The sequence below is a fragment of the Achromobacter spanius genome (assembly GCF_002812705.1).
GTDB classification, from domain to species: Bacteria; Pseudomonadota; Gammaproteobacteria; order Burkholderiales; family Burkholderiaceae_B; genus Achromobacter; species Achromobacter spanius.
In genome coordinates, this window is record NZ_CP025030.1 from 5,797,786 (window position 1) to 5,818,937 (window position 21,152).

The following is a 21,152-nucleotide window of genomic DNA, read 5'->3' on the forward strand; positions in this document are numbered from 1 at the left end:
GATATCATCCCGGGGCGGGAGGCAACGCCGCCCCTAAAGATACCTAATACCGGAGAAGACAATGCGTAAATCCTGGCTTGCGGCCACGGTTCTGGCCGCCTGCGCGGCCGCCACATCCCTGCCCTCGGCAGCCCAGACCACCCTGAAAATGGCTTACGCCCTGTCGACCTCGTCGCACTATGGCGCCGGCGCCGACGCCTTGGCCAAGTCCATCGAGGCCTCCTCGGGCGGGAAGTACAAAGTACAGCAATTCGCCAACAGCGCGCTGGGCGGCGAACGCGAAGTGATCGAAGGCCTGCAGATCGGCACGATCGACCTGGCCATCGTTTCGACAGGCGCCACCCTGAATTTTGTTCCCGAGACGGGGGTTTTCGATATCCCCTTCCTGCTGCGCGACCTGCCGCACGCCCGTGCCGTGCTGGACAGCAAGATCGGCCAGGACATGCTGGCCAAGTTTCCCAGCCGCGGCATCATCGCCCTGGCCTGGGGCGAACAGGGCTTTCGCCACCTGACCAACAACGTGCGTCCGGTCAAGACCCCGGCTGACGCCAAGGGCCTGAAGATCCGCACCACGGAAAACCCCATCCACATCACGGCTTTCCGCCAGATCGGCATTCTGCCCACACCCATGGCCTGGCCCGAAGTGGCCACCGCCCTGCAGCAAGGCACCATCGACGGCCAGGAAAACCCGCTGTCGGTGATCACGTCGGCCAAGCTGTCGCAAATGCAGAAGTACCTGTCCTTGACCGGCCACGTGTACGGCCCGGCGCTGGTGCTGATGTCGGCCAACGTGTATGAAGGCCTGTCGGCCGCCGACAAGGCCAACTTCGACAAGGCCGGCAAGGAATCGGCCATGGCCATGCGCGCCTACGTCGACAACATCGAGAAGACCGGTGTCGAGCAGTTGAAGAAGGAAGGCATGCAGGTCACCGAAGTGGACCGCGCCGCGTTCGCCGCCGCTGTCGAGCCCGCCTACCCCGAGTACTACAAGAAGTTCGACAAGAAGCTGATCGACTCGATCCGCGACACCAAGTAAGCCGGCGTTGCCCCCACGGGGCATACCGCCTTGAGCGGCGGGATCCTGATCCCGCCGCTTGCCGTTTTTCATCCTATGCGCCCATCGCTATCGGGATTCATCATGCGTTTGCTTTGCGCTTTCGACCGCGGCCTGTTCAAGCTGGTCTCGGTTCTTGCCCAACTCTTGATGGTGGCCGCCGCGGCCGCCGCCTTCTACCAGGTCATCGCCCGCTTCGTGCTGCAATCGCCCGCCGACTGGAGCGAGGTGCTGACCCGCGCCCTCCTGATCTGGACCGTGCTGTTGGGCGTGGCGCTGGCCTTTCGCCATGGCGCGATGATCAGCGTGGAGCTGCTGCGCAACCTGTTGGGCGGAAAGAAGCGGCGCGTGCTTGAAGCCGTGATCGGGCTGATCTGCGCCAGCTTCCTGGGCTTTTTGGCCTGGATTGGCGGCAACATGACCTACCGGGTGCGCTTCCAGAACGTGCCCAGCCTGGATATTTCGATTTCGTGGATCTATCTGGCGATCCCCGTTGGCGCGACGCTTGCCGCCATCGCCGTGCTGGCCCGCTGGTGCGCGGGCGAAGAAGACGACGTGCCGGTGCGCAACGACGCGCAAGGCTAAGCCGCCCCCAACGAACCTACGCAGCAGAACTCGCCATGTCTCAATTAATGATTGTCTCGATGCTGATCTTCTTCGGGCTGTCGGTACCGGTCGCCGTGTCGATCGGCCTGGCCAGCCTGGCGGGAGTCGGCAGTTCCGGCCTGCCCTGGGTGGTGGTGGCGCAGCAGTTGTACGCCGCGCTGGACAAGTACCCGCTGGTCGCCATTCCCTTCTTCATCCTGGCCGGCAACCTGATGGAAGCCGGCGGCATTTCCGAACGCATGGTGGAATTCGCCAAGAGCGTGGTGGGCGGCATCCAGGGCGGCCTGGCCTGCACCTGCGTGCTGACCTGCATGATCTTCGCGGCGGTGGCCGGTTCCAGCGTGGCGACCACGTTCGCCGTGGGCGCCATCCTGATTCCCGCGATGATCCGCCATGGCTACCCTGCCCCCTTCGCCGCGTCGCTACAGGCCAGCGCGGCCGAACTCGGCGTGATCATCCCGCCGTCGATCCCGATGATTCTGTACGCCGTGTCCACCGACACGTCGACCGGTGAGCTCTTCATTGCCGGCGTGATGCCCGGCATCCTGATCGGCGTTGCGCTGATGTTCTACGTGTGGTTCTACGCCAAGCGCAACAACCTGGGCAAGCGCGACGGCGAAGGCCGCCTGCCGCTGTGGCCGGCCTTCAAGAACGCCTGGCTGGCACTGATGATGCCCGTCATCATTCTGGGCGGCATCTACGGCGGCGTGTTCACGCCCACCGAAGCCTCGGTGGTGGCGGTGATGTACGCGGTGGTGGTGGGCAAGTTCATCTACCGCCGTCTGAGCTTCAAGCAACTGTCCGTGACGCTGCACAAGTCCGTGGTGTCCACCGCCGTGATCATGTTCGTGATCGCGAATGCCGGCGTGTTCAGCTTCCTGCTCAACCGCGCCGGCGTACCCGATGCGCTGGGCACGTGGCTGTCGCACATCTTCGAAACGAAGTTCACGTTCCTGATGGGCATGAACGTGGCGCTGTTCCTGATCGGGATGTTCATCGAAACGTCGGCGTCCATTGTGGTGCTGGCGCCCTTGCTGCTACCGGTGGCCTTGAAGTTCGGCGTGGAGCCGGTGCACTTCGGCATCATCATGGTGGTCAACCTGGCGCTGGGCATGATCACGCCGCCGTTTGGGGTCAACCTGTTCGCGGCGTCGGCGGTGGCCAAGCTGCCACTTGAACGCTTGATCAAACCGCTGATTCCGTTTGTGGGGGTGGTGATCGTCTGCCTGCTGGTGATCACGTATTGGCCCGGCTTGTCGTTGGGCCTGCGAGATATGGTCTACGCGAAATAGTCGGTATCGGGGTGGACATGGCTCCCACCCCAATACTCGTCTCTAGGCCGCCACCGCCCGTTCCCACCGCACCGCGTGGCAGCGCAGTTGGCGTCCCGCCACCCGGCTGACTTCGGGCACATCCACCCGGCATTCGTCCCGAGCCTCCGGACAGCGCGGGTGAAACGTACACCCCGAAGGCGGTTGGATCGGGTTGGGCACTTCGCCACCCATGGGCTCCCGATCGCGCCGGGGGTCTTCCAGGTCGGGAATCGTGTCCAGCAGCATGCGCGTGTACGGATGCCGTGGGGATTCAAACAACTGATCCGCCGCGGCCTGTTCCACGATCCTGCCCAGATACATCACCGCCACGCTATCGGACACGTGGCGCACCACCGACAGGTTGTGGCTGATGAACACATACGTCAGCCCGAATTCCTTTTGCAGATCGCCCATCAAGTTCAGGATCTGCGCCTGCACCGACACGTCCAGCGCGGAGGTCGGCTCGTCGCACACCAGGAATTCCGCCTCGGTCGCAAGCGCGCGGGCGATGGAAATGCGTTGCCGCTGCCCGCCCGAAAACTCATGCGGAAAACGGCCTGCGTCGCTGGCGGACAGGCCCACCAGTTCCAGCAATTCATCCACGCGGCGGCGCGTGTCCGCTGGCGTCTGGCGCAGGCCTAGCGTGATGATGGGTTCGGCCACGATGTTGCCCACGCGCCAGCGCGGGTTCAGGCTGGCATAGGGATCCTGGAAGATCATTTGCGGATGCAGCACGCCGCCCGATCGGTTGCGGCCATATTCCAGCTTGCCGCGCGTGGGCGCGACCAGGCCCACCAACAGCTTGGCCAGCGTGGACTTGCCGCAGCCGGATTCGCCCACGATGCTCAAGGTGGTGCCTCGTGGCACCGCCAGCGACACCCCGTCCACCGCCTTCAGCGTTTGCTCGGGTTGGCGCGACAGCGTGCGTTCCAGCCAGGGCGGCGACACATCGAACCAGCAGGCCAGGTCGTCCGCCCGCAGCAGCACATCGTCATTACGCGGCATGGGCCACTCCTTCCTGATGCAGCCAGCAAGCGCTGACCGTGGCGCCCGAAGGCGATGCCGCCAGGGGCGGGCGAGTCTGGGTGCAGCGCGGCCCCGCGTGCGCGCAACGCGGGTGGAACGCGCAGCCGGTGGGCATGGCGTGCAGACGCGGCATAGCGCCGTCGATCTGGTTCAAGCGCGCCGCGCGGTGGCGCAGGCCGGGAATGGCGTTCATCAAGCCCTGCGTGTACGGGTGGCCGGGGCGGCGCAACACGTCCAGCACCGGTCCGATCTCTACAATGCGGCCCGCGTACATCACCGCCACGCGATCCGCGGTTTCGGCAATCACGCCCATGTCGTGCGTGACCAGCAGCACGGCCGTGCCCTGCTCGCGGCACAGCCTGCGCAGCAGCGCGGTGATCTGCGCCTGCACCGACACGTCCAGGGCCGTCGTGGGTTCGTCGGCGATGATCAGCGCGGGGCGCGCCGCCAAGGCCAGGGCAATCACCACCCGTTGCCGCATGCCGCCGGAAAACTGATGCGGATAGTGGTCGATGCGCTTGTCGGCCGCGGGGATGCCCACGGCCTGCAAGAGTTCCAGCGCGCGGGCACGGGCGGCCGTGGCGGAGCCCTTGTCGTGGTGGCGGATGGTTTCGACCAACTGGTCCCCCACGGTGAACAGCGGGTGCAGGCTGGTCAGCGGGTCCTGGAAAATCGCGCCGATCTCCTTGCCGCGCAAACGCTGGCGCGCCTTGGGCGGCAGGTTGTCGATGCGCTTGCCGGCCAGATGGATTTCGCCCGCGCCCAAGCGCCCGGGCGGCTCCAGCAAGCCGATCACCGCCATGCCGGTCAGGGACTTGCCCGCGCCGGACTCGCCCACCATGCCCAGGATTTCGCCGGGCTGGATGTCGAAACTGATGTCGCGCGTGGCCACCAGCGTGCCGTGGCGCGTGGGGAATTCAACCGACAGGCCACGCACCGACAAGGTCGGAATGGCGGCGGGCGGCGGCGCGGTGTTGGGTACGACTGCCATCATGACGGGCTCCTTGCGGGACGCGGATAGCTGGAAGAAAAAATCTGTTCGACCGGAGGATGGCCCCAGGTGCGGTCGGGGTAGCGCGCCACCAGGCCGTCAAACTGCGACTGCGCCTGCTCTTGCGCCAGGCGGGCGTCAAAGCCGGGAATGCGGCCATCCACCATGACGAAGCGCCCATCGATGATGACCTGCGACACATCGCGACCACTGCCGCTGATCATCAAGGTCTGGATCGGGTCGATCATCTGGCCGTTGCGATCGTGCGAAAAATCAAAGACGACGATGTCGGCCTTGGCGCCCACGGCCAGGCGGCCCAGGTCCGGGCGGCCCAGCGCATCGGCGCCGCCGACCGTGGCCGCGTCGTAATAGTCTTCGGCGCGCACCGCCTCGGTGGCCCCTTCCGCCACCCGGCACAGCATCATGCCCACCTGCATGTTCTGCACCATGTCGGGCGGCCAGGTGTCGGTGCCCATGCCGATGTTGATGCCCAGCTTGCGATAGCTTGCGAACGAGGCCAGCGCGGCGCCATGCCGCGCGGACACCAGCGGGCAATGCACGATGCTGGCGCCCGCGTCGCGGATGATTTCAAGGTCGCGGCCCGGGCGCGAAATATGGCGCGAGCCGGACACATACGTGCCGTGCGGCAGCAAGGCGCGTGGCGATAGAAAGTCCAGGCTTTGCAACCATTCCGGCGGGCTCATGCCGTGCTGTTCCAACACCAGGTCGTATTCCAGGCGCGACTGGCAGCAATGCAGCCGGATCGGAATTTCGCGTTCGCGCGCGGCGGTGGCCGATGCGCGCAGCAGGTCCGGCGTACAGGTTTCGATGCGGTCGGGCGCCAGCATCGCGCGGATGCGGCCGTTGTAGCGGCCGTTATAGCGGCCGTCGATGTCGTCGCAAAATGCCAGCGCCTCGGCCAGTCCGGCCATGCCGCGCGCTTCGTCGTAATGGCAGCGGATCTTGCCCTCGGCGTCCACGTAGGTGTGCCCGCTGCGGTAAGCCGGCCCCAGGTAGACACGCAGGCCCAGTTCCCCCGCCGCGTTCGCGGCCGACAGGAACTCGTCGCGGGTTTCGCCCCAGACCCGGTAGAACAGCGAGGCGATCGGCAAGGCCGTGGTGATGCCGTTGCGGATCAACTGCGCGAAGGCATAGCGCTTCTGGAACGCCAGCTCGGCGGCCGAGACCATCTCGTACGGCCCCTGCTTCATATAGGTCTCGGGCCAGATGCGGCCCTTTTGCCAAGCGGGGGAATTGTCGAAACCCAGGATGGTCGTGTCCAGGTCCGACAAGGCGTCCAAGTCCACGAAGCCTGGCCCGATCACCGCGCGGCCGTAGTCATGGCGGCGCGCGACGGACCCGGGATACCGGTGACCCACATACAGGATGCGATCGCCTTCAAAGACGAGCTCGCCGTTTTCGTACAGGCAGTGCCGCCCGTTTTCGTGGCCCACCACCCAGCGGGCGGTGAGCAGGATGGGGCCTTCGGCGGCGGGCATCACGGCGCGCTCACCAAGGCGTGCCCATCGCGCGCCACCACGCGGCCGCGCTTGACGACCAGCTTGCGCACCGGCCGCGCCACAATGGCTTCGGCCACGGTTTCGGCGTCCACCAACACGAAGTCGGCGTGGCAGCCCGGGGCCAGGCCATAGTCCGCCAGCTTCATCACGCGCGCGTTGCCGTAGGTGGCCACGTCCAACGCCATCGCCAGTTCGTCGTCGCGGCGGAAGTTGTTGCGCAGGCCCACCAGCATGGTGCGTTCCAGCATGTCGGGCTTGCCGTAGGGCCCCCAGGTGTCGCGCATGCCGTCGTTGCCGGTACAGACGGTGACGCCGGCCGCGCGCAGCCGCGCCACATTGGGCACGGGGCGCGAGGCCGAACCCGTCGTCATGATGTGTACGCCGGCAGCCAGCAGCCCATCCGTCAGCGCCTGGACCGCCTGCGTGTCGGGCATGCCCAGGCAGAACGAGTGCGACAAGGTAACCTTGCCCTGCATGCCCAGCGCCAGCACGCGGTCGATGGTCATCTGCATCGAGAACGCGCCCAGCTCGCCCGCTTCGTGCAGGTGGATGTCGATGGGCTTGCCGTGCTTGTCGGCCAGCGCAAAGATGGCGTCCAGATGGCCCTTGGGATCGCGGTCCATGCCGGCGGGGTCCAGCCCCCCCACCACCTCCGCCCCCATGCGCAGGGCTTCGTCCATGAGTTCCAGCGTGCCCGGCCGGATCAGCAGGCCGCTTTGCGGGAACGCCACGAGTTCCACATCGATCTGGTCGCGGTACTGCTCGCGGGCGCGCATCACGCCTTCAATGGCGGCCAGACCGATGTCGGTATCCACGTCCACATGGCTGCGGATGTGGCTGGTGCCATCGGCAATTGACATCACGATCTGCCGCGCCGATTGCCGGTACGGGTCAATGCCCAGGCGCCTTTTCTCGGCGCGTTCGTTCTCGATCTTGTCGATGAGCCTCGGGCCGACTTCATTGCGGTACCAGGGCATGCCGTACATCGTCTTGTCCAGATGCGCGTGGGCGTCGATCAGCCCCGGCAGCATCAGCGCGCCGCCCCCGTCCACCACCGCAGCGCCCTCGGGCGCCGCGCCTCCCAGCGCCTGGATGCGGCCATCGCGCACCAGCACCGTGGTGAGTTCCCCGCCGGCGGGGCGGACCTGGGTGTACAGCGTTGCATTTTCCATGCTTGACCTCTATTGAAGATGCGCCTTCAGCGCAGACGGGGGTTGAGCGCATCGCGCAGCCAATCGCCCAGCAGGTTCACCACCAGCACGATCAGACTCAAATACAGCGCGGGGAAAACCACCACCCACCACTGCCCCGAAAAAAGAAACTGGTTGCCCAGGCGGATCAGCGTGCCCAGCGACGGCTCGGTCGGCGGCATGCCCACGCCCAGAAAGCTCAGCGTGGCCTCGATCAGCACCGCCAGCCCCAGGTTCAGCGTGGCCGTCACCATCACCGGCGTCAGCGTGTTGGGCAGGATGTGCGTCAGCATGATGCGCAACGGGCTCACCCGGATCAGCCGCGCCGCCTGCACGTATTCCTTGCCGCGTTCCACCAGCGCCGACGCGCGCACCGTGCGGGCGTACTGCACCCAGTTGGTCATGGAGATGGCCAGGATGAGGATCACCGCCGACAGCGTTTCGCGCAGGCCGGGGGGCAGCAATTGGCGGAACACCGCCGTCACCAGAATGGCGACAAGAATCGTGGGAATGCTGAGCAGCGTGTCGCCCACCCGCATCAGCGCGTTGTCGATCCAGCCGCCGAAATAGCCGGCCGCCAGCCCCACCAGCAGGCCGATTGCCAAGGACAGCACCACCGTGGCCAGCCCGATGGCGAGCGACATGCGCGAGCCATACAGAATGGCCGACCACACGTCGCGGCCCTGCGTATCGGTGCCCAGCAGGAATTGCGGGTCGGCGCCTTCCACCCAGAACGGCGGCAGTTCGGCGTTCAACAGGTCCAGCTGCGCCAGGTCGTAGGGGTTCTGCGGCGCGATCCAGGGCGCAAACACCGCCAGCAGCACCACGACCAACAGCACGATGCCCGCGCCCATCGCCACGTAATCGTTGCGCAGGCTCCACCATAAGTCGCTCTGCAAGAAGCGCGACATCCGGCTCTGCGCGCCGCCCGAAAAGGGGTTAGTGAGCATTGCCGCCTCCTTTGACGTGCTGGCTGCGAAGGCGGGGGTCAACCACGCCATACATCATGTCCACCAACGTGTTCAGGGTCACGAAGATGAAAGACACGATCACCAGATAGGCGGCCATGACGGGAATGTCCACGAACATGACCGATTGAATGAACAGCAGCCCCATGCCGGGCCACTGGAACACGGTTTCCGTGATCAGCGCGAAGGCGATCAGGTTGCCGATCTGCATGCCCGTGACCGTGATGACGGGCATCAGGCAGTTGCGCAGCGCCAGCCGAAAGTGCACCACGCGGTCGGGCAGCCCACGGGCGCGGGCGAACTTGATGAATTCCGTGCGCAGCGTTTCCAGCATCTCGGCTCGCACCAGCCGCATGATCAGCGTGATCTGGAACAGCGCCAAGGTGATGGACGGCAGCACCAGCGCCGCGCGGCCCGACGGCGTCAACAAGCCGGTGGACCACCAGCCGATCTTCACCGTCTCGCCCCGTCCAAAGCCGGGCAGCCAGCCCAACTGCACCGAGAAGATCAGGATCAGCATGATGCCCACTACGAAACTGGGCAGCGAAATACCCAGGATGGACACGAACTGCAAGGCCTGCGCCAGGCGCGACTTGCGGTAGATGGCCGTCAGCACGCCTAGCGGCACGCCGATCACAAGCGACAGCAGCGTGGCCATCATCACCAGCTCGAACGTGGCGGGAAAGCGTTCGGCCACCAGCGCGAACACGTCTTGCTGGTTGCGGTACGAAATACCGAATTCGCCCTGCACCGCGTTGGTGACGAAGTTGACGTACTGCATGCCCATCGAGGCGTTCAGCCCCAGGCGCTCGCGCAGCTCGTCGCGCTGTGTCTGCGAGGCCTGCTCGTTGAGCATCATGTCGACGGGGTCGCCGACAAAACGGAAGATCACGAAGGCCAGCAACGCCACCGCCAGCATCACGCCAGCCGCGTTGAAGACCCGTCTAACAATGAATGCCAGCATGTGCGGCCTCCTTCAGACCTGATGTCGGACTTTGGAACGCCACGCCCATCGCGGCGCGCGGCGTTCCCCCTGAACGCGTGCTACTGCATGCGCACGGTCCACAGACGCGCCTTGTTGTCCGGCATTTGCAGCACGTCGCCCACCTTGTCGCCCACGGCCCAGGCCATGGGCTGCTGGTGCAGCGGCAGGAAGCGCACATCGTCATGCAGGGTCTGCAAGGCCTCGGCCATCATCTGGATGCGCTTGGCGCGGTCCATCTCGGCCGCGGCCGCGTCAATCTTGGCGTCCAGCGCGGCGTCGCCCCACTGCCCCCAGTTGAAGACGCCGGCGGGGCCGGTGCGGCTATGCATCACTTGCAGCAGGATCGACAACGCATCGATCTGCGGCTCGTTGGCCCAGCCGTGGATGGTGATGTCGAACTCGCCGCGCGAGCGTTTGGGGTTCTGCAACGAACGGGGGCCGCTGGCCAGCGAGGCCTTCACGCCGATCCGCGCCCACATCGACGCCGCCGCCTGGCACAGCTCTTCCTCGTTCACGAACATGTCGTTGGAACACAGCAGCGACAAGGTGAAGCCGTTGGGATAGCCCGCTTCGGCCAGCAATGCCTTCGCCTTGGCCGCGTCAAACGGCAAGCGCGTTTCCTGCTTGGCCTCGTAGCCAGGAATGGACGGGGCCACCAGCGCACCCGTGGTGCGCGACAGGCCGCGCATCACGCGCTTTTGCAGCAGGTCGGGCGACAGGGCCATGTACAGCGCCTGGCGTACGCGCACGTCTTTCAGCGGATTCTTGTCGGTGATGTTCGACCCGACGAGCTTGTCGCCCAGGTTGAAGCCGAAGTACAGCGTGCGCAGTTCGGTGGCCGCCAGCACCTTCACGTTGGACGCGGCGCGCAGGCGGTCCAGATCCTGCAGGGGCGCGTTTTCGGTGAAGTTGATGTCGCCCGACAGCAGCGCCGCCACGCGCGTCGGCGCGGACGCGATGGGCGTGAATTCGATGCGGTCGAGGTTGTGGCGGGGCTTGTCCCACCAGTCTTTGTTCACGACCAGCACGGTGCGCGTATCGGGCCGGTACGACTCCACCTTGAAGGGGCCGGTGCCATTGGCGTGGTGCGTGGCGTAGCCTTCGATGTTCTTGGCGGCGTCGGTCGGCTTGGTGCTGTTGTTGTCCACCAGCCACTGGCGGTTGAAGATGAAGATGTTGGTCAGGTCGTTCAGCATCAGCGGGTACGGATGCGTCATTTCGATGTCGACGGTGTAGTCATCCACCTTCTTCACGGCCTTGAAGGCCGGCAGGTTGCCCTTCAGCGGCGAGGCATCGTCGGACACGCGGGTCATCGAGGCCACGACGTCGTCCGCCGTGAACGACGCGCCGTTGTGGAACTTCACGCCCTGGCGCAGCTTGAAGCGCAGCACGGTGGGCGACGTGGCTTCCCAGGATTCGGCCAGCGCCGGGGTGATGTTGAACTTGTCGTCGTAGCGGATCAGCGCTTCGTACACATGGTTCAGAAACGCCAGATTGAAGGTGCTGCCGTACGAATACGGGTCCAGCGAATCCAGGTCGCGCGCGGCGCCCCACTTCAGCGTGTTGGCGGCCGAAGCCCCGGTAATTGCCGACAGCGCGATCACGGCGCCGGCGGTCCACTTAAGCAACGTCTTCATGGCTGCAACTCTCCCTTGTCTATCGGTCTGTGGTTTGTGGTTTGCGGTTTGCTTGCTTGCCCCCGGGCCTGGCCTGGCGCCATGGGCATGGCGGCTGTGCCAGGAAAGCGGATCAGGTCCACGCGCACTGGCGTTGCACCCGATCCAGCGATGCCAGGGCCAGCACCTGCGCCAGCGCGGCGCGGTAGGAATCGATGACCGGCACGGCGGGCCGGCGCGTCAGCACCGGCAGATAGCCCGCCAGCGCGGCGCCCGCCACGATGATGACGTCGGCGCCTTGCGCCACGGCGGCGTCCAGCGCCAGGCTGACCTGGGCAGCCGACTCCGGCGTTTGCGACACATAGTCCAGCGCATTGCCGGGCAAGGCGATGATGGCGGCGCAGCGGGATTCCAGCCCAAGCTGGCGGATCTGTTCGCGCAGCATGCCCGGCCAGCGCTGACCGACCGTGACGATGGCGTAGCGGTCGCCGCGCTGCATGGCGGCCATGATGGATGCCTCGGCCATGCCGACGACCGGCACGGTCAGGCATTCGCGCACCGCGCCGATTCCGGGTTCGCCAAAACAGGCCAGCAGGCAGGCGTCAAAGGGCGCGTCGGCCAGGGCCACTTCGCGCTCCACGGTTTCCAGCACCGCATGGGCGGCCACCGCGGCCTCGACCCGGCTGGCGATATAGGGCGGCCCGAACACGGCGGTCACGGCGTGTATGTGCGCTGCGCCACCCAGAAAGCTGTGCGCTTGCGCGGCAAGGCGGTCCGTCAGGCTGGACGTGGTGTTGCCGTTGACCACCAGCAGGCGGTACGGCGTGAAGGCGGGCCGGTCCGGGGACACGGCGTCGGGCATGGCTGGCATGAAACAAACCTCGGCAAGTTTGTATACGAAACAGATCAACAGCTCACCGAGTAGCCGGAGATTTTGTATAAATGTTTGTATACGATTTATGCCGACAATGTACGCGCCTGAGGCCAGGCTTCAAGCTATCGCTAACCCTTAGCGGCGTTGTACTATGCTTGCTTACGTCCCGCGCAACGCGGCGCCACGGGTTCCGTGGCCCTATGCATTACAAAAAAAACGCGCAGGTCCAGGAGCCAAGGAAGAAGATGAAACCTCTCGCGCCATCGGCCAACGAGCCCCCGAAAAAAGACGTAAATCGCAGCGAAATCGTATACATAAATTTGCGCCGCGCCATCATCGAACAGGCCTTGCTGCCCGGCGACAAGCTGCCCGAAGACATCATCGGTGAACGCTTCGGCGTCAGCCGCACCATCGTCCGCAGTGTATTGACGCGCTTGTTCAGTGAAGGTTTGGTAGACCTGCGCCCCAATCGCGGCGCGGCGGTGGCGCGCCCCAGCCTGGAAGAAGCGCACGACATCTTCGAAGCGCGCCGCTGCCTGGAACGCGACGTCGCCCGGCGGCTGTTGCAACACATCACCGAAGCCGGGCTGACACGCCTGGCACGGCATGTGGAAGAAGAGGAAGCGGCCCGCAAACGCAACAGCACGAATGAATCCATCCGGCTGTCGGGCGAATTCCACATCTTGATGGCCGAACTATCGGGCAACGCGGTCTATGCCCGCTACGTGAACGAAATCGTGTCGCGCTGCTCGCTGATCCTGGCGCTTTACGGACGGCCGCATTCCAGCGAATGCGCGGTCAGCGAACATATGGAAATTGTGGAAGGCCTGCGCGCGCGTGACGAAAAGCACGTGCTGCATCTGCTTGAACACCATCTGGAATCCGTCACCGCGCGGGCGCTGCTGAGCACCGACGGAACGGGCGTGCGCGATATCCGCAAGATTCTGGATCGCTACGGCACTTGAGCACGGATGCGCAGCGTAGCCTCAGGCCCGCCCGATGGGCGCGCCGCTTTCCCCACGAAAAAGAAAAGCGCCCGGTTGGGGCGCTTTTTCGTTCTGGGGCTTAGATTTCGCGTTCTTCCGTCTTGAGGTTGTTGTCGCGAGCGAAATCCACCACGAACTTGTACGCCAGCGGTTCCAGGTCGCGCAAACGCAAGTCGACCACGATTCCGCGCACGCCGTCGATGACGACAGGCAGCACATAAGGCGAATAAGTGAGGTGGTTACCGGCACAGCCGGCGGGCCGGAACTGAGCCATTACGCCAGCGAGCCGCTCCGCCCAATCGCTGGGGCGGAATCGGCTACCGCTTTCGGTAACGCCATGAATTACGAATTGTCTGACGCTAGTTGCCATGAGTTCTTCACTACAGCGCGCCTTTCACGAAAGCCGGATCTTCGGCGTGATCAAACATGCGCCCTGCGCCGCGAATTGTATATGATTGATCCTTTGCTCTCTTCCAAAAGCCGATTCCGCCCCGCTTTCGCCTGGGGATTCATCGAATCAAGGACCGGCTTTTTGGTCATCCCCCAGGAGGATCCGCAATGACCTCGCCTCTGGCCAATATTTACGCTCGCCTGCCGGTTGCGTTCTCGCACGGCCAGGGCGTATGGCTGTGGGATGCAAACGGGCGCAAATACCTGGACGCGCTGGCCGGCATTGGCGTTTCCTGCCTGGGCCACGCGCATCCGAAGCTGGTGGCCGCCATCAGCGAACAAGCGGCGCGCGTCATCCACACGTCCAACATCTACGACATTCCCCAGCAAGAGGCGCTGGCCGCCCGCTTGACGGCCTTGTCCGGCATGCGGGAAGTGGCGTTCTGCAATAGCGGATCGGAAGCGAACGAAGCCGCCATCAAGCTGGCGCGCTATTACGCCTACCAGCAAGGCAACAAGCACGCCCACATCATCACCATGGATTCGTCCTGGCATGGCCGCACGCTGGCCACGCTGGCGGCCACCGGCAGCGAGAAGGCGCGCAAAGGCTTCGAACCGCTGCCCACCGGCTTTATCCAGGTGCCCTACAACGACCTTGCCGCCGTGCGCGCGGCCGGCGACGCCGAACCGCGCACCACGGCGGTGCTGCTTGAAGTGCTGCAGGGCGAAGGCGGCGTCCGCCCGTCCGACATCACGTACCTGCAAGCGCTGCGCCAACTTTGCACCGAACGCGGCTGGCTGCTGATGATCGACGAAGTGCAATCCGGCATCGGGCGCACCGGCAAATGGTTCGCCCACCAATGGGCCGACATCAAGCCCGACGTCATGACGTTGGCCAAAGGCCTGGCGGGCGGCGTGCCCATCGGCGCGATGCTGGCGGCCGGCCCCGCGGCGGGCGTCTTCACGCCGGGCAGCCACGGCACCACGTTCGGCGGCGGGCCCTTGGTCTGCGCAGCCGGCCTGGCCGTGCTGGACACGCTGGAATCCGACAAGCTGCTGGACAACGCCCACACCGTGGGCAGCTATCTGCAGGACGCGCTTGCCGCCGCTTTGGCGAGCACCGCCGGCGTGACCGAGGTGCGTGGCCGTGGCCTGATGCTGGGCATTGAGCTGGCGCGCCCCTGCGGCGTGCTGGCGCTGCGCGCCCTGGAAGCGGGCCTGCTCATCAACGTCACCCGCGACCGCGTGGTGCGCCTGCTGCCCCCGCTGATCCTGAACAAGCAAGAGGCGGACCAGATCGTCGCCACCCTGGTCCCGCTCATCCAACAGTTTCTGGCTGAAAATTCATCATCCCTGTCCCGACCTGGCCATGAGCCGGGCCGGACCCAATGACCTGCGACAACACCATGACTCCTCCCACGACTCAAAACGGCCCGTTGCGGCATTTTCTTCAGTTCAAGGACTTCTCGCCCGCGGAAATCGCCTACGTGCTGGACCGCGCTCGCATCATCAAGGAAAAGTTCAAGCGCTACGAACCCCACATGCCGCTGCACGACCGCACGCTGGCGATGGTGTTCGAAAAAGCCAGCACCCGCACCCGCGTCTCGTTCGAAGCGGGCATGTACCAAATGGGCGGCTCGGTCATCAACCTGACCTCGAATGACTCGCAACTGGGCCGCTCTGAGCCCATCGAAGACACGGCGCGCGTTATCTCGCGCATGGTCGACATCGTCATGATCCGCACGTTCGAGCAGACCCGCATCGAGCGCTTCGCGTCGCATTCGCGCGTGCCCGTCATCAACGGCCTGACCAACGAATTCCACCCCTGCCAGATCCTGGCCGACATCTTCACCTACATCGAACATCGCGGCCCCATCGCGGGCAAGACGGTGGCCTGGGTGGGCGACGCCAACAACATGGCCTACACCTGGCTGCACGCGGCCGAGATGCTGGGCTTTACGCTGCATGTGTCCACGCCGGCCGGCTACGAGCTTGAAGCCTCGCGCATCGGCACGCCTTCCGCCAAGGTGCTGCGCCAGTTCAAGGACCCCATGGAGGCCTGCCAGGGCGCGCACCTGGTCACGACCGACGTCTGGACCAGCATGGGCTACGAAGCCGAGAACGACGAGCGCCGCGCGGCGTTTGCCGACTGGTGCGTGGACGCCGAAATGATGGCCGCCGCCGACCCGCAAGCCGTCTTCATGCACTGCCTGCCGGCCCACCGTGGCGAAGAAGTCACTGGTGAAGTCATCGACGGCCCGCAAAGCGTGGTCTGGGACGAAGCCGAAAACCGCCTGCACGTGCAAAAAGCACTGATGGAATTCCTGCTACTCGGTCAAGTGTGACCCGCGCGGCGGTTCACACGTTGGATAGGTGAACCGCGCACCGGCAACCCGTTGAACGGGTGACCCGCGCACCGGCAACCCGTTGGACGGGTGACCCGCGCACCGGTGGCCCGTAGGATGGGTGAAGCGCGCACCGGTGCATGCCATAAAACCACCCCCGATCGCGCGCAACCCATCACCCCGCGCAACTACCCGCCCACTCACCGCAACCCACGCTCCCACCCCGCAATAGCGTCCACCACCTCTTGCGGCTTCTCCGGCACCAACGCGTGCCCAGCCCCCCCGATCACCACGACCGACACGCGACGACCAAATTCATCGCGAATCTCATCACGCGTCGCAGGCGGCTTGAACAGATCAAGTTCAGCCTGCAAATCCAGCAAGGGCTTATCCCCACCCGACCACCAATCAGACTGACGCGTGGCCTTGCCCGCCATGCGCTGGCTATCACTGACCTGGGGATACCAACCCCCAAGCCAAACACGCGCATCATTACCCGGCGCAAAAAACGCATGCTGGATGGACGTCAAGCGCTCGGCATCCGGCAGCGACAAATCCGCGCTGCGATCCACGTGTTCGCTCAAGCCCTTGGGATAATGCTTGGCCGCGGCCGCCACGATCACCACGCCGCGCACCAGTTCAGGGTGATCCACCCCCGTGGTACGCGCCACCCAATTACCAAAAGCGTGGCCCACCATCACCACCGGCTGGCGCGCCACGTTACGGATCACCGCGGCCTGGTCATCGGCCAGGTCATGCAGCGTGATGCCCGACATCGGCCCCGTGCTGCCGCCGATACCACGCGGCTGCGGACGCAGCACGCGATAGCCGGCCTGCACGAAGCGTTCGGCAATCTCGTCGAAATCCTGCGCGCCGCGCCCGCGCGATGGCAACAGCACCAGCGCGGGTCCCTGCCCTTGGTCCAGCACTTCGATGGTGGCGCCGTTACCCACCAGCACATTCACGCGCTTGGGCGCATCGGCCAGCGCCGGCGACACCGTGGCGAACGCGCAGGTGATCGTCAGGCCGGTCAGCAATTGCTTCATCATCATGTCTCCTTGCCGGCTCCGCGGCGGGCAACTACAGGATTTTCTTGAACCTCACAGGATTTTCTTGAACATCGTGCGGCGCGTATTGCGAAACGATGGCCGCACGCGGCTGCTCCAGTCGGTTGCGCGCACGGCCAGCCATGGCGGGCTGCCGAAGGTTTCGCGGGTGTGCAGGTCGTAGCAGGCCAGGTAACGCGGCGACTCATCACGGCATTCGTAGCGCATCGCGCGTACCGTGCCCGGCACCGACGCCAGGCCGGGCAAATGTTCCTGGTCGTACCAGGCGTTCAAGTCCGCTTCGGCCTCGGGCAGCACATCCGTTTCAACGATGTAGTGCCACGGCGCATCCTGGCCGGCGGAGGCGCCGGCCAAGTCCAAAGTCTGATGCAACACACGCGCCCGGGCGCCTGGAAAGTGCTCGGCCAGCCGCGCCTGGATTTCCGGCAGCGCGGCTGCCGCGCCACGCAGGTACACGTAGGTGTTTTCTTCTTCCAGCGCGGCGAACACATTGACGCGTACACCGTCCAGCCCCGTCGTCAGACGCTGCGCCAGGTCGGCCGCACGCGTGTCGTCAAAGCGCTCACCCAGCGACACCAGCAATATCCCTTGCTGCATTTCCTGCCCTTCCAGCATTTCCTGCACAGTCTTCTCCATTCAATGCCCGACGCGCAACGCCACCAGAAAGCGCGACACCATGTTGTACGCGCCCACCGTGGCCGCCAGCTCTACCAATTGCGCGTCATCGTAGCGGGCGCGCACCGGTGCGAACACCGCGTCAGGCACCTCGATGTCGCGCGTCATGGCGTCGGTCAGCGCCAGCACGTCGGCCTCGCCGGGCGCCAGCCCCTGCACGTCGCCAGGCGCCGGGTTGGCGCGCAAGGCGTCGATCACGTCCTGCGGCATGCCGCCCGCCAAGGCATGCGGCACATGCGCGTCAAACTCGTACGGCGCATTGTTCAAGGTGGCCACGCGCAAGATGATCAGTTCGCGCAGACGCGGCGACAAAGACGTCTTCTGGCGGATCGCGGTCAGCATGGCTTCCCAGCCTTCCACCACGGCGGGGCTGTTCAGCAGCACCTGGTACAGCGGCGATATGCGACCACGCGCGGCGCTGATGCGCGCCTCCAGCGTGGCCAGTTCCGCGCGGGTGCCCGGTACAACGGGCTTCACTCGGCTGGCGCTCATGCTTACTCCGGACGGATGTTCTTGCGCTGGATCAGCGCGGTCCACTTGGCGCGATCGGACGCGATCAGATCGGCCAGTTCCTGCGGCGAGCTCGGCGCCGCTTGCGCACCGAATTTTTCCAGCTTGCTGCGCACCGCTTCATTGCCCAGCGCCGCGCGCACGGCCTGATTCAGCTTGTCGACAGTAGCGGCCGGCGTGGACGCGGGCGCCACGATGCCATACCAGTTGTTGGATTCCACGCCGGCAATGCCTTGTTCGGCCAGTGTCTTCACGTCCGGCAGCAGCGGATGACGAGTGGGCGCCGCAATACCCAGCGGCTTCAGCTTGCCGCCCTGAATGTGGCCGATCAGGCCCGGCACGTCGCCGAAGAAACCGGCCACCTGATTGCCCATCACGTCGTTGATGACGGGCGCCGCGCCCTTGTACGGCACGTGCAGCACGTTGGCCTTGCTGGCGTCTTCGAACATTTCCAAGGTCAGGTGCGGAATGCTGCCGATGCCCGACGAGCCAATCGCCACCGACTGCGACGCCGCCTGCGAGCGCTTGACGAAGTCCGCCGCGTCCGTCGCCGGGTTGGACGGGTTCACCACGAACACCGTGGCGTTGTTCACCACCCGCGAGACCGGGGCGAAATCGCGCGCGGGGTCATAGGGCATGTCTTTGTACAGCGCCGGGCTGATCGCCACCGCGCCCACGCTGGTCAGGAACAGCACCGAACCATCGCCCGGCGCCTTGGCCACATAGGCCGCGGCAATATTGCCATTGGCGCCCGCCTTGTTTTCGACGATGACCTGCTGCTTGAGCTCTTTGCCCAGTTGCTCGGCCAGCACGCGGCCCACCAGGTCCACCGGCCCGCCGGGCGGGAACGCGATGATCAGGCGGACGGGGCCGTCGGCATGCGCCGCGCCAAAGGCGGCGAAACTCAGCACGGCGGCCGAAAGTACTTTCTTGAACATGGTGTCTCCTCGTTGAGTCGAATTTTTATGGCTCGAAATTTTTACTGCTCGCCAAGCGATCGCGCTGATGCGCAGCCGCCTGCCGTCTACGCGAATCCGTACAGTCTTGCGGGGTTGTCCACCAGCACCCGCTGGCGCAATCCGGCATCCGGGCACGCTTCAAAGAACGTGTCCACCAGTTCGCCGTCATCGGGCATGTCGCCCGCCACGTTGGGATGCGGCCAGTCGGTGCCCCACAGGCTGCGGTCCGGCATGGCCAGGGTCAGCGCGCGCACAAACGGGATGCCTTCGGCGAACGGGCGCTTGCCCGACGCGATACGGTCAATGCCCGACACCTTGACCCAGGCCTGGGGTACATCAGCCAGGCTCAGCAAGGCCCGCATTGCGGGCGACTCCAGCCCGTCGGCAGCCTTCAGGCGCCCCATGTGGTCCACGACAAACGGCACGGGCAGCGCCAGCAGGCGCGGCAACAGTTCGGGCAACATCGCCCCATCCACGTGCAGGCACAGGTGCCAGCCCAGCGGCGCAATCAAGGCGACCACGTGGTCGAACACGGCGGGCTCCGGCGCGCCGCCCAAGTGCGGCACGAAGTTGAAGCGCGCGGCGCGCACGCCGCCATCATGCAGATGCTTGACGCTGGTCGCCGTAGCATCCGCCCCCAGCAAGGCCACGCCGCGATAGCGCCCGCCGCTTTGCGCCAGCGCGTCCAGCAAGGCGCTGTGGTCCGAGCCGTGGCAGTTGGCCTGCACCACCACCGCGCGCTCAACGCCCAGGTGCGCGTGCAGCGCGGCCATGGCGGAGTACGGCGCATCGGGCGGCGTGTACGACCGGCCCTCGGCATACGGGAACACATCGCCTGGCCCGAACACGTGGCAATGCGTGTCGCAAGCGCCCGGCGGCAGCGTGTGGCAAGGACGGGACGGAGACGCAAGCGGAGGACGGCAATCGGGCACAGTGGTTTCCTACTGGGAAAACGCCATCGTCGCGGATTGCTGCGCGCTGAACAATGCTATATCTTTGATTTCAGATATAGATAATTTAAATATCCCATGGATCTGAAGCAGATCGAATACTTCGTCAGGGTGGCGGAACGGCGCAGTTTCTCGCGCGCCGCCGAAATGCTGGACGTCGCCCAGCCCACCTTGAGCCGCCAGGTGCGCCTGCTGGAGCTGGAGCTTGGCCAGCACCTGCTCTACCGCAACGGCCGCGGGGCCGAACCCACCGAAGCCGGCTTGCGCTTCCTGGAGCATGCGCGCGCCCTGCTGACCCTGGCCGAGCGCGCCAAGGAAGATCTGCAAACGCTGCGCGCCACGCCCACTGGCAAAGTCGTGGTGGGCTTGCCCCCGCGTATCGCCCGCGTGCTGACGCCGCCGCTCGTGCAGGCGTTTCGCCGCGGCTTCCCAGAGGCCTCCATCGCGGTCGCCGAAGGCCTTAGCGCCCAGGTGCGCGAATGGCTGCTGGCCGGGCGGGTTGATCTGGCGCTGCTGTATGACCCCGCGCCCTCGCCCCAGCTTGCCTACGAATCGCTGTTCCGCGAAGACCTGGTGCTGGCCGCCGCCGCCGGCCACCAGCCGCCGCTGCCGGCCCGCGTTGCCGTGGCGCAGTTGGGCGACTATCCGCTGGTGCTGCCCAGCCTGCCCAACGCCATCCGCACCCTGGTCGAAAGCGTGTGCCGCGCGCAGGGCGTGCGCCTGAAGGTGGCTGCCGAGGTGGACGCCGTGCAGACCATCGTGGAACTGGCCGCGCAAGGCGACGCTTACGCCATTCTTCCGCGCTCGGCCGCGCGCGGCCCGGCCGCCGAACATGCCTTGTCGCTTTGCGATATCGGCTCACCCACCATCACCAACAATCTAGTCCTGGCCAGCGCCCGCCACCGGCCCGCCACCCGCCTGGCGACGGCCACCGGGCAACTGATCCGGCAACTGGATTTATCCAAGCTGTTCGCGCCGGGGGCCTGAGCGCTCGCGTGGGGCGCCACGGAATGGGGAATACCGGTGCGGATCTGGTCGCCCCAGGCAAAAGAGTTAAAATGCCCGCACCCTTTCTTGTTTGGCGGCTTGCTGCTGTCAAAGCCTTTTGTCAAAGTCCTGTTGGCGTC

The 21,152-nt window shown here is 65.4% G+C and carries 21 protein-coding genes; 7 read left to right on the top strand and 14 right to left on the bottom strand.

The features are described from left to right. Positions 1-61 precede the first annotated feature (61 nt). From CVS48_RS26275 to CVS48_RS26285, 3 genes are all read left to right on the top strand, one after another. On the top strand, positions 62-1,036 hold the full coding sequence (locus CVS48_RS26275) for a TRAP transporter substrate-binding protein (RefSeq protein WP_100857018.1): 975 nt from the start codon (positions 62-64) through the stop codon (positions 1,034-1,036). 102 nt (positions 1,037-1,138) lie between these two features. Continuing rightward, the gene (locus CVS48_RS26280) at positions 1,139-1,639 is read left to right on the top strand and encodes a TRAP transporter small permease (RefSeq protein ID WP_100857867.1); all 501 of its coding nucleotides are present in this window, start codon (positions 1,139-1,141) and stop codon (positions 1,637-1,639) included. A 35-nt stretch (positions 1,640-1,674) separates the two neighbouring features. Next, positions 1,675-2,952 carry a TRAP transporter large permease gene (locus CVS48_RS26285; RefSeq protein ID WP_100857019.1) on the top strand — a complete coding sequence of 426 codons (1,278 nt, stop codon included), beginning with the start codon at positions 1,675-1,677 and terminating at the stop codon, positions 2,950-2,952. A gap of 42 nt (positions 2,953-2,994) precedes the next feature. On the opposite strand, the gene CVS48_RS26290 is transcribed toward CVS48_RS26285, so the two are convergent. The 8 genes from CVS48_RS26290 to CVS48_RS26325 all read right to left on the bottom strand — a co-directional run bounded on the left by CVS48_RS26290 (position 2,995) and on the right by CVS48_RS26325 (position 12,140). Next, complete coding sequence (locus tag CVS48_RS26290) at positions 2,995-3,978, bottom strand: ABC transporter ATP-binding protein (RefSeq protein ID WP_100857020.1); 984 nt, start codon at positions 3,976-3,978, stop codon at positions 2,995-2,997. After that, a complete protein-coding gene (locus CVS48_RS26295; RefSeq protein WP_100857021.1) occupies positions 3,968-4,993 on the bottom strand; it encodes an ABC transporter ATP-binding protein in 1,026 nt (341 codons plus the stop codon). Before CVS48_RS26295 ends, CVS48_RS26290 begins: the two co-directional genes overlap by 11 nt. Next, a complete protein-coding gene (locus tag CVS48_RS26300) occupies positions 4,990-6,489 on the bottom strand; it encodes an amidohydrolase family protein (protein ID WP_100857022.1) in 1,500 nt (499 codons plus the stop codon). Before CVS48_RS26300 ends, CVS48_RS26295 begins: the two co-directional genes overlap by 4 nt. After that, on the bottom strand, positions 6,489-7,682 hold the full coding sequence (locus CVS48_RS26305) for an amidohydrolase family protein (protein ID WP_100857023.1): 1,194 nt from the start codon (positions 7,680-7,682) through the stop codon (positions 6,489-6,491). The genes CVS48_RS26300 and CVS48_RS26305 overlap by 1 nt, the downstream gene beginning before the upstream one ends. A 26-nt stretch (positions 7,683-7,708) precedes the next feature. Beyond that, positions 7,709-8,650, bottom strand: coding sequence for an ABC transporter permease (locus CVS48_RS26310; protein ID WP_100857024.1), 942 nt, complete (start codon positions 8,648-8,650; stop codon positions 7,709-7,711). Continuing rightward, positions 8,640-9,632: an ABC transporter permease gene (locus tag CVS48_RS26315; protein WP_100857025.1), complete on the bottom strand. Its 993-nt coding sequence runs from the start codon at positions 9,630-9,632 to the stop codon at positions 8,640-8,642. Before CVS48_RS26315 ends, CVS48_RS26310 begins: the two co-directional genes overlap by 11 nt. Before the next feature lie 80 nt (positions 9,633-9,712). Beyond that, positions 9,713-11,290, bottom strand: coding sequence for an ABC transporter substrate-binding protein (locus CVS48_RS26320; RefSeq protein ID WP_100857026.1), 1,578 nt, complete (start codon positions 11,288-11,290; stop codon positions 9,713-9,715). A gap of 112 nt (positions 11,291-11,402) precedes the next feature. Beyond that, on the bottom strand, positions 11,403-12,140 hold the full coding sequence (locus CVS48_RS26325; protein ID WP_100857027.1) for an aspartate/glutamate racemase family protein: 738 nt from the start codon (positions 12,138-12,140) through the stop codon (positions 11,403-11,405). A gap of 248 nt (positions 12,141-12,388) precedes the next feature. Between CVS48_RS26325 and CVS48_RS26330 the strand changes: the two genes are divergently transcribed. Continuing rightward, a complete protein-coding gene (locus CVS48_RS26330) occupies positions 12,389-13,108 on the top strand; it encodes a GntR family transcriptional regulator (protein ID WP_100857028.1) in 720 nt (239 codons plus the stop codon). A gap of 100 nt (positions 13,109-13,208) precedes the next feature. Here CVS48_RS26330 and CVS48_RS26335 read toward each other — a convergent pair whose 3' ends face one another. Then, positions 13,209-13,499, bottom strand: coding sequence for a DUF3579 domain-containing protein (locus CVS48_RS26335; RefSeq protein ID WP_100857029.1), 291 nt, complete (start codon positions 13,497-13,499; stop codon positions 13,209-13,211). Between the two features lie 188 nt (positions 13,500-13,687). Between CVS48_RS26335 and CVS48_RS26340 the strand changes: the two genes are divergently transcribed. Further along, entirely contained in the window at positions 13,688-14,911 is a 1,224-nt protein-coding gene (locus tag CVS48_RS26340; RefSeq protein WP_100857030.1) for an aspartate aminotransferase family protein, read from the top strand. A 14-nt stretch (positions 14,912-14,925) separates the two neighbouring features. After that, entirely contained in the window at positions 14,926-15,864 is a 939-nt protein-coding gene (gene argF, locus CVS48_RS26345; RefSeq protein ID WP_100857868.1) for an ornithine carbamoyltransferase, read from the top strand. Between the two features lie 200 nt (positions 15,865-16,064). Here argF and CVS48_RS26350 read toward each other — a convergent pair whose 3' ends face one another. From CVS48_RS26350 to CVS48_RS26370, 5 genes are all read right to left on the bottom strand, one after another. Continuing rightward, the gene (locus CVS48_RS26350; protein ID WP_100857031.1) at positions 16,065-16,916 is read right to left on the bottom strand and encodes an alpha/beta fold hydrolase; all 852 of its coding nucleotides are present in this window, start codon (positions 16,914-16,916) and stop codon (positions 16,065-16,067) included. Between the two features lie 48 nt (positions 16,917-16,964). Next, positions 16,965-17,528, bottom strand: a complete 564-nt coding sequence (locus tag CVS48_RS26355) for a DUF4286 family protein (protein WP_100857869.1) — start codon at positions 17,526-17,528, stop codon at positions 16,965-16,967. Between the two features lie 39 nt (positions 17,529-17,567). Then, complete coding sequence (locus CVS48_RS26360) at positions 17,568-18,098, bottom strand: carboxymuconolactone decarboxylase family protein (protein ID WP_100857032.1); 531 nt, start codon at positions 18,096-18,098, stop codon at positions 17,568-17,570. A gap of 2 nt (positions 18,099-18,100) precedes the next feature. Then, positions 18,101-19,054, bottom strand: coding sequence for a Bug family tripartite tricarboxylate transporter substrate binding protein (locus CVS48_RS26365; RefSeq protein ID WP_100857033.1), 954 nt, complete (start codon positions 19,052-19,054; stop codon positions 18,101-18,103). A gap of 86 nt (positions 19,055-19,140) precedes the next feature. After that, positions 19,141-20,007: an amidohydrolase family protein gene (locus tag CVS48_RS26370; protein WP_172616220.1), complete on the bottom strand. Its 867-nt coding sequence runs from the start codon at positions 20,005-20,007 to the stop codon at positions 19,141-19,143. Between the two features lie 96 nt (positions 20,008-20,103). On the opposite strand from CVS48_RS26370, the gene CVS48_RS26375 reads away from it, so the two are divergent. Then, on the top strand, positions 20,104-21,012 hold the full coding sequence (locus CVS48_RS26375; protein WP_100857034.1) for a LysR family transcriptional regulator: 909 nt from the start codon (positions 20,104-20,106) through the stop codon (positions 21,010-21,012). The last annotated feature ends 140 nt before the right edge of the window (positions 21,013-21,152 follow it).

Bases quoted from the DNA above. Each gene is read 5' to 3' on its own strand.
- CVS48_RS26275 (WP_100857018.1), top strand. From the start codon at position 62: ATGCGTAAATCCTGGCTTGCGGCCACGGTTCTGGCCGCCTGCGCGGCC.
- CVS48_RS26280 (WP_100857867.1), top strand. From the start codon at position 1,139: ATGCGTTTGCTTTGCGCTTTCGACCGCGGCCTGTTCAAGCTGGTCTCG.
- CVS48_RS26285 (WP_100857019.1), top strand. From the start codon at position 1,675: ATGTCTCAATTAATGATTGTCTCGATGCTGATCTTCTTCGGGCTGTCG.
- CVS48_RS26290 (WP_100857020.1), bottom strand. From the start codon at position 3,978: ATGCCGCGTAATGACGATGTGCTGCTGCGGGCGGACGACCTGGCCTGC.
- CVS48_RS26295 (WP_100857021.1), bottom strand. From the start codon at position 4,993: ATGATGGCAGTCGTACCCAACACCGCGCCGCCGCCCGCCGCCATTCCG.
- CVS48_RS26300 (WP_100857022.1), bottom strand. From the start codon at position 6,489: ATGCCCGCCGCCGAAGGCCCCATCCTGCTCACCGCCCGCTGGGTGGTG.
- CVS48_RS26305 (WP_100857023.1), bottom strand. From the start codon at position 7,682: ATGGAAAATGCAACGCTGTACACCCAGGTCCGCCCCGCCGGCGGGGAA.
- CVS48_RS26310 (WP_100857024.1), bottom strand. From the start codon at position 8,650: ATGCTCACTAACCCCTTTTCGGGCGGCGCGCAGAGCCGGATGTCGCGC.
- CVS48_RS26315 (WP_100857025.1), bottom strand. From the start codon at position 9,632: ATGCTGGCATTCATTGTTAGACGGGTCTTCAACGCGGCTGGCGTGATG.
- CVS48_RS26320 (WP_100857026.1), bottom strand. From the start codon at position 11,290: ATGAAGACGTTGCTTAAGTGGACCGCCGGCGCCGTGATCGCGCTGTCG.
- CVS48_RS26325 (WP_100857027.1), bottom strand. From the start codon at position 12,140: ATGCCAGCCATGCCCGACGCCGTGTCCCCGGACCGGCCCGCCTTCACG.
- CVS48_RS26330 (WP_100857028.1), top strand. From the start codon at position 12,389: ATGAAACCTCTCGCGCCATCGGCCAACGAGCCCCCGAAAAAAGACGTA.
- CVS48_RS26335 (WP_100857029.1), bottom strand. From the start codon at position 13,499: ATGGCAACTAGCGTCAGACAATTCGTAATTCATGGCGTTACCGAAAGC.
- CVS48_RS26340 (WP_100857030.1), top strand. From the start codon at position 13,688: ATGACCTCGCCTCTGGCCAATATTTACGCTCGCCTGCCGGTTGCGTTC.
- argF (WP_100857868.1), top strand. From the start codon at position 14,926: ATGACTCCTCCCACGACTCAAAACGGCCCGTTGCGGCATTTTCTTCAG.
- CVS48_RS26350 (WP_100857031.1), bottom strand. From the start codon at position 16,916: ATGATGATGAAGCAATTGCTGACCGGCCTGACGATCACCTGCGCGTTC.
- CVS48_RS26355 (WP_100857869.1), bottom strand. From the start codon at position 17,528: ATGCAGCAAGGGATATTGCTGGTGTCGCTGGGTGAGCGCTTTGACGAC.
- CVS48_RS26360 (WP_100857032.1), bottom strand. From the start codon at position 18,098: ATGAGCGCCAGCCGAGTGAAGCCCGTTGTACCGGGCACCCGCGCGGAA.
- CVS48_RS26365 (WP_100857033.1), bottom strand. From the start codon at position 19,054: ATGTTCAAGAAAGTACTTTCGGCCGCCGTGCTGAGTTTCGCCGCCTTT.
- CVS48_RS26375 (WP_100857034.1), top strand. From the start codon at position 20,104: ATGGATCTGAAGCAGATCGAATACTTCGTCAGGGTGGCGGAACGGCGC.